The organism is Nocardia sp. NBC_00881 (assembly GCF_045207455.1).
Classification (GTDB): Bacteria; Actinomycetota; Actinomycetes; order Mycobacteriales; family Mycobacteriaceae; genus Nocardia.
In genome coordinates, this window is record NZ_CP108798.1 from 2106145 (window position 1) to 2116540 (window position 10396).

1 protein-coding gene is annotated in these 10396 nt (G+C 67.9%); it reads right to left on the reverse strand.

What is annotated here, in order from left to right; genetic code table 11:
* Positions 1-24: 24 nt before the first annotated feature.
* Entirely contained in the window at positions 25-10383 is a 10359-nt protein-coding gene (locus OH799_RS08365; RefSeq protein WP_406277442.1) for a type I polyketide synthase, read from the reverse strand.
* Positions 10384-10396: the final 13 nt, after the last annotated feature.

The window sequence follows — 10396 nt, forward strand, 5'->3', positions numbered from 1 at the left end:
GGTGGGACTCCTGATTGTGTAAGTTCAGCCGAGATTGTCGATGAAATCGAAAAGCTCACTGTCATCTGCGTTTTCGAGGCCGTCGACATTGCCGGCCAGGTCGATCTCGCTCCCGCCCCTGCCCTCGAGTTCGTGCAGGATCGCGGTCAGCTTGCTTGCGATGTCCGAACGGTCCGTAGGCGACAGATCGGCCGATGTGCAACTGCGCGCCAGCGTCTGGACCTCGGCCGCGATGCGCTCCGCGGAGTCGTCGGTCGGAGCGATATCCTGACGGATGTAGCCGGCCAGTTCCGCCGGGGTGGGATAGTCGTACAGCGCGGTCGCGGACAACTGCACGCCGGCAGCCGATTTCAGCCGATTGCGGAATTCCATGACACCGAGCGAGTCGAATCCGAGATCTTTGAACGGCTTGTCGGGGGCGCTCGAGTCCGCACCGTTGTGGCCCAGGACGGCCGCGACCTGGACGCTGATCACGTCGAGGATGACGCGTTCCTGCTCGACTGCCGAACGGCCGAGCAGTTGCGCCGCCAGATTCGGCGCCTGGCTCGTCGGGCTGCTCACGCGACGCCGCGACGGCCCCGACAAGCCGCGCATGACCGCGCGCAGATCATCGAAACCAGTCTCGGCGAGCGCGTTCCGGTCGACCCGGGCAGCTACGAACGCGGACCGCCCCGCGGTCAATGCCGCGTCGAACAGCGACATGCCGTCCTGGGCGCCCAACGGAAGGAAACCGTCGCGCCGCCACCTGGCGAGGTCAGCGTCGCTGAGGGCGCTGGTCATGCCGGTGCTCTGCTGCCAGGGCCCCCACGCCACCGACGTCGCCGGCAGACCGGTCACATGCCGGTGTTGCGCCAACGCATCGAGGAAGACGTTGGCGGCGGCATAGTTGGCCTGCCCAGGGCTGCCGATCACACCCGCGATCGAGGAATACAACACGAACACCGACAGATCCAGGTCCTTGGTCGCCTCGTGCAAATTCCACGCCGCGTCCACCTTCGGCCGCAGCACCTCCGCGATCTGCTCCGGCGTCATGGTGGCCAGCAGGCCATCGGCCAGCACACCCGCGGCATGCACGATGCCGGTCAACGGATGCTCCGCCGGTATCGCCGCCAGCACCGCCTCCAACGCGACCCGGTCGGCCGCGTCGCAGGCGACCACGTCCACCTGCGCACCGAGCGCGACAAGCTCAGCTCGCAGTTCGTCCGCACCGGGGGTGTCCGGACCACGCCGACCCACCAACACCAGCCTCCGCACGCCATACTCGGTGATCAGGTGCCGCGCGGCGACCGCGCCCAGGCCCCCGGTACCACCGGTGATCAGCACGGTGCCCTCGGGCCGCAACGGCGTCGGCACAGTCAGGACGTTCTTGCCGATGTGCCGGGCTTGGCTGAGGTACCGGAAGGCCTCGGGCGCCTGCCGCAGGTCCCACGCGGTGGTCGCAGACGGCGCCAGCGTCCCGGCGTCGAAGAGTTCGACGAGCGCCGACAGGATCTCGTGCAGCCGATCCGGATCCTCGTCCAGCAGCATGAAACTGTGGTAGCTCACCCCCGGGTGTTCGGCGGCCACCTCGGCCGGATCACGCCGGTCGATCATGCCCATCTCGACGAACCGACCGCCGCGCGGCAACAATCGCAACGACGCGTCCACGAATTCGCCGGCCAGCGAATCCAGCACGATATCCACACCGCGACCGTCGGTAACCTCGAGGAACTTCCGCTCGAAATCCAGAGTGCGCGAGTCACCGATCTCCGAATCGTCGAACCCCATATCACGCAGCACATTCCACTTGGGCTCACTCGCGGTGACCAGCAGCCGCAGACCCAGATGCCGTGCGAGCTGGACGGCCGCCATGCCGACACCGCCGGTAGCCGCGTGCAGCAACAGTGTCTCGCCGGGTTGCGCCTCGGCCAGGTCGACCAGGCCGTAGTAGGCGGTCGCGTAGACGATCGGTATCGCGGCGGCCTGCGCGAACGACCAGCCACGTGGGATCGGCACGAGCAGTCGGCGATCGGTCACCGCAACCGACCCGGCACCCGAAATGAACCCGAAAACCCGGTCGCCGGGCGCGAATTCGGTCACATCGGGCGCGACCTCCAGCACGACGCCAGCTCCTTCGCAGCCGATTCGGGCATCCGCGTCGGGATACGTGCCGAGCGTGATCAGCACGTCTCGGAAGTTGAGGCCGACCGCCCGCATACCCACCCGGACCTGCCCCGCCCCAAGCGGTCCCAACGCGCCCAGATCATCGACCAGGCTGAAGTTGTCCCCCGTCAACGTGCCCTTGCCGAGCAGCCCGAGGGCCCACGCCGGGGTGTTCGCTACTGCGGCGACCCCGAGCGGATCCGAGCCACCTCGATTCAGCCGCGGCGCATGCGCCGTCCCGCGCCGCAGCGCCAGCTGGGGTTCCCCGGTGCGGGTGAGGGCCAGTACCACGCCGTGCCGATAGTCGGCCCAGTCATCGATATCGACAATAAGAATCCGGTCCGGGTTCTCGCTCTGCGCGGTGCGCAGCAGACCCCACATCGCCGCCGCTGACAGGTCCACCGGCTCACCTGGGTGTACTGCCACCGCGTGGCGGGACACCACCACGACGACCCGGTCTCCGGTCAGCAGGCGCTGCACTCGCGCCGCCAGCAGGGTGACCGAATCCCGCACCGTCGCAGGGAGATCACCACCGTCGGAAGCCGCGTCGAGCCGCAGCACAGTCGCGACCCGTCCCGCGATCGTGACGGTTTCACCGTCCTCGGCAGAGCTCCAAGCTTCGGCGGCGGTGACCTCGACCGTTGGCAGCGCGACCCAGTCCACACCGTAGCCGATGCCGTCGGTCCGTTGCTGCGCCGAGCCCAGCGCGTCGGTTGATATCGGCCGCAGCGTCAGCGCCCCGACCTCGGCCACTGTCATACCCGCGGCGTCGGCGAGCGTCACCGCGATCCGCTCGCCTCCCGGCGAGCCGGTCACGGCCGCGCGGACGCGCAGTGCGCTCGCCCCCGTCGCGTGCAGCGCGACGTTCTCCCAGGAGAACGGAACGGCGACCTCACCGGCCCGCGTGCCGGGAACCAGCTCACCGAGCAGAATCGCGTGCAACGCGGCATCCAGCAATGCTGGATGCACGCCGAATTCGACGGCACCCGATCGCGCGGCCTCCGGCAGCACGACCTCCGCGAACACCTCGCCGTCGCGCCGCCACAGGGCGGTCAGTCCCCGGAACACCGGTCCGTACTCATAGCCCCGCTCGACCAGATCCGCATAGGCGTCAGCGATCTCCATCGCCGTCGCGCCAACCGGCGGCCAATTCGCCACACTCGGGTCGACTGACGGTATGTCCGACTGGGCAGTGACCGTCGCGACCGCGTGGCGGACCCACTCGCTGTGCTCGGCTCGATTGGATTCGTCGTCGCCGCGTGAGCGCGAGTACACCGACACTGTCCGCACGCCCGTCTCATCCGGTCCGCCCGCCACCACCCGCAGCTCGATGGTTCCGGCGGACGGCACCGGCAGGGGCGCCTCGATCACCAGCTCCGCCAGTCGCGGGCACTCCACCATCGTCCCCACGTGCAGCGCCAGCTCCACGAAGGCGGCGCCGGGCAGCAATGTCACTCCGGCGACAGCATGGTCGGCCAGCCACGGATGACCGGCTTGCGACAGCCTGCCGGTGAACACCACGTCCTGGGAATCCGGCAGCCGCACCATCGCGCCCAACAGTGGATGTCCCGCATCGTCGAGGCCCGACTGCCACACGTCCGGCACGCCGACCGGCCGCAACCAGTACCGCTGATGTTGGAACGCATACATGGGCAATGGCACGCGATCCACCGAGCGGCCCGCGAACAACGGCGTCCAGTCCACCCGGACTCCCGCGACATGTGCTCGCGCCAAGGAAGACACGAACTGGGTCGGCTCGTCGGTCGAGCGTCGGCTGGCCGCGATCACTGTCGAGCGGGCCTCGATGTCCGAAGTCTCGGCAAGGCATTGCCGAGTCATCGCGGACAGCACCGCATCCGGTCCGATCTCCACAAACCGCCGCACCCCCGCCTCGACCAGGGTGTCGATCCCCGGCGCGAACCGCACACAGCCACGCACCTGCTCGACCCAGTAGCCGGGGTCGGTCAGCTCGGCACCGACCACGACTCCCGAAACGTTCGACACGATGGGGACGGTCGGCTGGTGATAGGTCAAACCTTCAGTCACACCCCGGAACTCGTCGAGCATCGGCTCCATCAACACCGAATGGAACGCATGACTGACCCGCAACCGGGAGGTCTTCACCTCCTCCACGGCAAGCTTGTCTTCGATCTTGTCGATCGCGAACACATCCCCGGACAACACCACCGACGACGGACCGTTCACCGCCGCCATCGACACCTGGTCGGCGAACTCGGCAAGCACCGTGGCCACCCGGTCCTCGGATACCGCCACCGCCAGCATCGCCCCGCCTTGCGGCAGCGCCCCCATCAACCGCCCGCGTGCCACCACCAGGGCACACGCATCCTCGAGCGACCACACCCCCGCCACATACGCGGCTGCCAACTCCCCGATCGAATGTCCGATCAGCACGTCCGGCACCACACCGAACGACTCCATCAGCCGGAACAACGCCACCTCGAAGGCGAACAACGCAGGTTGCGTAAACTCCGTGAGGTCCAACAGTGCCGCGTTACTCGGATCGAACACCAGGTCCTTCAGCGACCAGTCGAGCAGCGGATCGATATGGGCGCACACCTCGTCGAACGCCGCCGCGAACACGTCGAACGCCGCGTACAACCCCGCACCCATACCGGCGCGCTGCGCCCCTTGGCCGGTGAACAGGAAAGCTGTCTTACCTGCTGTGATCTGCCCCGTGATGACGGCGGACGCCGCGTGGCCCGCGGCGATATCCGCGAGGCCCGCCAACAACTGTTCCCGATCGCCGCCGACTACCGCGCCACGGTGATCGAAATGCCCCCGCGCCTCGATCAACGAATGCGCGGTGCTCCAGATTTCGACCTCCGGTCGGTCGATCAGCCACCGCCGCAAGCGACCCGCCTGTGCACGTAACGCGTCGTCGGATTTGGCCGAGATCAGCAGCGGAACCACCTCGCCGACCACGGCCGGTTCAACGGTGGCACCGGAGCCTTCGTCGTGCGACGGTGCGGTCGGTGGTGCTTGTTCGAGAATCACATGCGCGTTGGTGCCGCTGATCCCGAATGACGACACCCCGGCCCGGCGCACCCGCCCATTCGCGAGCCAGGGCTCGGCCTCGGTCAACAGCCGCACCGATCCCGCGGACCAGTCCACATGTGGTGTCGGCGCGTCGACATGCAGTGTTTTCGGCAGTGTTTCGTGCCGCAAAGCCGCAACCATCTTGATCACACCACCGATGCCCGCGGCAGCGACGGCGTGCCCGATGTTCGACTTCACCGACCCGATCCGTAACGGCTGCTCGCGATCCCGCCCATAGCCGGCGATCAGTGCCTGCGCCTCGATCGGATCACCCAACCTCGTTCCGGTGCCGTGCGCCTCTACCGCATCCACATCCGATGGCTCCAGGCCGGCACTGGCCAACGCCGCCGCGATCACCCGCTCCTGCGATGGACCGTTCGGCGCGGTCAAACCATTACTCGCACCGTCCTGATTGATCGCACTGCCCCGCACTACCGCCAACACATTGTGGCCCGAACGCTGCGCGTCCGACAGGCGCTCGACCACCAGCACACCCACACCCTCCGACCACGTCACACCGTCGGCGGCGGCGGCGAACGCCTTGGACCGCCCATCAGCCGCCAACCCCCGCTGACGCGCGAAATCCACGTACAAACTCGGGCTCGCCGCGACACTCACACCACCCGCCAGCACCAACGACGCCTCCCCCTGACGCAGCGCCTGGCAAGCTAGATGCAGCGCGACCAGCGATGACGAGCACGCGGTATCCACCGTGACCGCAGGCCCCTCCAGGCCGAAAACGTAAGCGACACGCCCGGATATCACACTGTGCGACGTCCCGGTCAACCGGAAAGCCTCATACTCGCCGGTCACCCCGCGCGAGTACCCCGACGATGAGGCGCCGACGTACACGCCGGTGTCGGTGCCGCGCAGTGCGGCGGGGTCGATCCCCGCGTCTTCCAATGCTTCCCAGGAGACTTCCAGCATCAGCCGCTGCTGCGGATCCATCGCGGCCGCCTCACGCGGACCGATACCGAAGAATCCCGCGTCGAAAGCGCCCGCATCGGTCAGGAACCCGCCTTCGCGGGTGTACACGGTGCCCGGCTTGTCCGGATCAGGATCGAACAACCGCTCCAAATCCCATCCCCGATCCGACGGGAACGGCGCGATCACATCCCCACCCGCCGCGACGAGGTCCCACAGGTCCTCGACCGACCCGATACCACCCGGAAACCGGCAGCCGATCCCGACGATCGCGATCGGCTCATCGGAGCGAGTCCGGCGGGTCACCCGCGGCACATCCAGATCCACGCCTTCGAGCCGCGAACGCACCAACCGTGCCACCGCCGTAGGGGTCGGGTGGTCGAATATCAACGTCGTCGGCAACCCCACCCCGGTGGCCGCTACTAGGCGATTCCGCAGCGTTTGTCCGCTCAACGAATCGAACCCGAACGCGGTGAACGGCAAATCCGGATGGATGGCCTCGGCCGAATCATGGCCGAGCACCGCCGCCGCCTGCTCGGCCACCACCGCCAACACCAGCGCGTCGCGTTCGTGCCCGGAAACGGCGAACAACCGTGGCGCCAACGGACCCGCCACCACAGCGCGCCGCCTCCGGGTCCGAGAAACAGTGCGCTGCGGCGTCGCCTGCCCCTGCGTGCTTTTATCCGACGAAAGCGCATCCGCAGCCGTAGGCTCGACTGCTTCGAGCACCAGCTGCTTGATAGTGAGGACCGGCTCACCGTCGGCGGCGACGGCCGTGACCCGAACGGTGTCTGGACTCACCCGGTCGATCCGGACCCGCGCCGCGTCGACGCCGTCGCGATAAAGTCGAATACCGTTGAACGCCAACGGCATCACAGCGCCGTCGCCGGTCTCGTCGAGCACCTCCACGCCGACGTGCAGCATCGCATCCAGCAATGCCGGGTGAATGCCGAAACTCCTGTCTCGATCACTTACGCTCTCATCGAGCGATACTTCAGCGAACATCTCTCGACCGCGTCGCCAGGCCGCCGTGACTCCTTGAAACGCCACACCGTAGCCCAAACCGCGGGCGGCCAGCCGGTCGTACAGCTCCTCGGCTGCCACCAGCTCTGCCGCCGCGGGCGGCCAGTCGCCACCCGACCACAACGGCGTGTCGTCGGAATGCGGAGCGAGAACGCCCGTCGCATACTGCCGCCATTGCGGCATGTCGCCTTCGGATGCGGCGGCCCACCCGTCACCCGACCGCTCACTGACGAGTGCGGCGCTGTCAGGACGGGCGTGGATGGTGAATGTCCGGCGCGCGCGGTCGTCCGGCGCGGCGACGCTCACCTGGATGTTCAACGCCGCGGCGCGCGGCGGCAGGAGCGGGGCCTGCGGCGCGGAGAGCCGCAGTTCCGTCACGGATCCGGCGCCCACGCGCGCGCCTACGCTCAGCGCGGCTTCCAGCCACACCGCGGCGGGCACCACAGGCGACCCGAAGATCACGTGGTCGGCAAGCCAAGGGTGCACGTCGGGCGTGAGTCGACCGGTGAACAGCCATTCGTCCCGGCCCGCCACCGAGACCGCGGCGCCCAGCACCGGATGGTCCGGGGAGATCAGCCCGGCGCGGCTTACATCGCCTGACCCCGTGACTGCCACGCCCCCCGGCGTCCAGCACTGCCGCCGTTGGAACGCATACGTCGGCAGGTCCACCCGCGCGGCGGGTGCGGCCAACACCTCCGGTGTCACGTCGATCCCGACGCAGTAGGCGTGTGCCAGTGCGGCGGCGAATTGCTCCGGGCCGCCATGGCCACGCCGCAGCGTGCTCAGGACAGCCACGTGGTCGGCTTTGCCGACCGAGCCCGCAGTCAACTCGATCGCCGCCGATACCACCGGGTGCGGGCTGGTTTCGATGAATGCGTTCATCTCGAGACGGATCAACGCCTCGATCGCTTCGGCGAAGCGCACCCGTTCTCGCAGGCCCTGATACCAATACCCGGCATCCAACCCCGCTGTGTCCATAAACTCCGCGGTCACCGTCGAAAAGAACGGCACCGAACCCGATTTCGGGCGGATCGACGCCCACTCGGCCAGCAACCGATCCCGGATCGGCTCTACCGCCGCCGAATGCGACGCGTAATCGATCGGAACCTGCTTCGCCCACACTCCATCGGCCGCACACCCGGCAAGAAACTCGGCCAACGCCTCCGACTCGCCCGATATCACCGTCTGCCCCGGTCCGTTCACCGCCGCGACCGACAACCGATCACCGAACGGCGCCACACGGTCGGCCACCGCGTCCGCCGCCAGACCAACCGACGCCATGCCGCCCGAACCGGACAACACCTCGGTGAGAACACGAGAACGCGCCGTCACCACTTGTGCCCCATCGGCCAACGACAACCCGCCGGCCACCACCGCCGCCGCGATTTCGCCCTGCGAATGCCCCACCACCGCGGCCGGCTCCACCCCACCGGCCCGCCACAACCGCGCCAACGACACCGATACCGCGAACAAAACCGGCTGCAGCACATCCTCCCGGTCCAGCGACGCCGCACCCGCCTCCCCCCGCAGCACCTCTGTCAACGACCAACCCACGAACGGCGCCAACGCCGCCTCACACTCCGCGATCGACTCCGCGAACACACCCCCCGACGCCAACAACGCCGCGCCCATCCCCACCCATTGACTTCCATGCCCCGAAAACACGAAAACCGCCCGCCGGGACCCGGCGCGACCCGTCACTGCCAAGGCAGCACCGGCAGCCGGTGCCGCCGTCGGATCGGCCAACACGGCCAACCCGGCGCCCATCGCGTCGACCTCGTGCCCGACCACAGCACCTCGCCACTCCAACGGCATGCGTGAACGCGACAGCGAATACGCCACATCGACGGCACGGGCCTCCGGATGATCGGCCAACCACTCCCGCAGCCGAACAGCCTGCCCCCGCAGTGCCTCCGGACTCTGTCCGGACAACACCCACGCCAGAGGCCGCGAGCCGGATGACCGCCCGGCGGGCCCTTCGCCCGCAAAGGGCACGGGAGCTTCCTCCAGAATCACATGGGCGTTCGTGCCGCCCATGCCGAACGACGACACCCCCGCTCGGCGCAGCGCCGCGGCAGACCAGTGGTCCGGCGCGGTCTGCACCCGCAAACCCAGCTCGTCGAGCGGGATCCGCGGATTCGGGGTGTGAAAGTTCAGGCTGGGCACCAGTTCTCGATGCCGCAGGCACAACGCCGTCTTGATCAGGCCGGCGATCCCCGCGGCGCCTTCCAGATGTCCGATGTTCGTCTTGGTCGAACCGACGGCCAACGGCGCGTCCACGGGCCGCCCCACGCCATAGGTCTCGCCCAGGGCCGTCGCCTCCACCGGATCGCCCGCCGGCGTGCCGGTTCCGTGCAACTCCACATATTGCACCGACGAGCCGTCCACCCCGGCCGCCGTTAGTGCCGCCCGAATAACTGTCTTTTGCGACGCCGCACTGGGCGCGCTCAACACCTGACGTTCGTTGCCGCTGTTGACCGCACTACCCCGAATCACCGCGTAGATCCGGTCTCCGTCGGCGATCGCACGCGCCAACAGCTTGAGCACGATGACGCCGCCACCTTCACCGCGCACCGTGCCATCAGCGCGTTCATCGAAGGTATAGCACTTTCCCGACGGCGAGTGCGCACCGAATTGTTCATAGCGCTCGCCGCTCAACGGCGAGAGAATGAAGTTCAGCCCACCTGCCAGCGCCACGTCGCATTCGCCGCTGCGAACCGATTCGCAGGCCAGGTGCACCGCGACCAGCGACGAGGACTGCCCGCTGTCGACGACGATGCTCGGGCCGGTGAACCCGTAGTAGTTGGAGATCCGGTTGGCGGCCACACCCCTACCGACACCCTGCAATGAATGCCTGCCGACACCGGATTTGCCTTGCGCGGCCACTATTTCGGCGAAATCGGTTCCGGTGCAGCCCAGGAACACCCCTGCCCGCGCGCCGGTCCGGTCGCCGAAGCCGGCGTCCTCCAACGCCTCCCAACTCAGCTCGAGCCCGAGGAGCTGCTGAGGATCGATCGACCGCGCTTCGTTGGGCGGCACACCGAAGAAGTCGGCATCGAATTCTGATACCGAATCGAGGAATCCGGCCGTCTCGTCGATTCCAGGACGGTCGGCGGGAGCGGAGCCGATGGCATCGCGACCATCGCGCAGCAGCCGCCAAAAGCTCTCGAGGTCGGAAGCGCCCGGCAGCCGGCACGACATTCCGACAATAGCGATCTCATTCGCCGATTCGACCATGGGAATTCCTGTC

What these genes read in the sequence shown, in the direction of transcription:
- OH799_RS08365 (WP_406277442.1), bottom strand. Translation starts at nt 10,383, where the DNA reads ATGGTCGAATCGGCGAATGAGATCGCTATTGTCGGAATGTCGTGCCGG.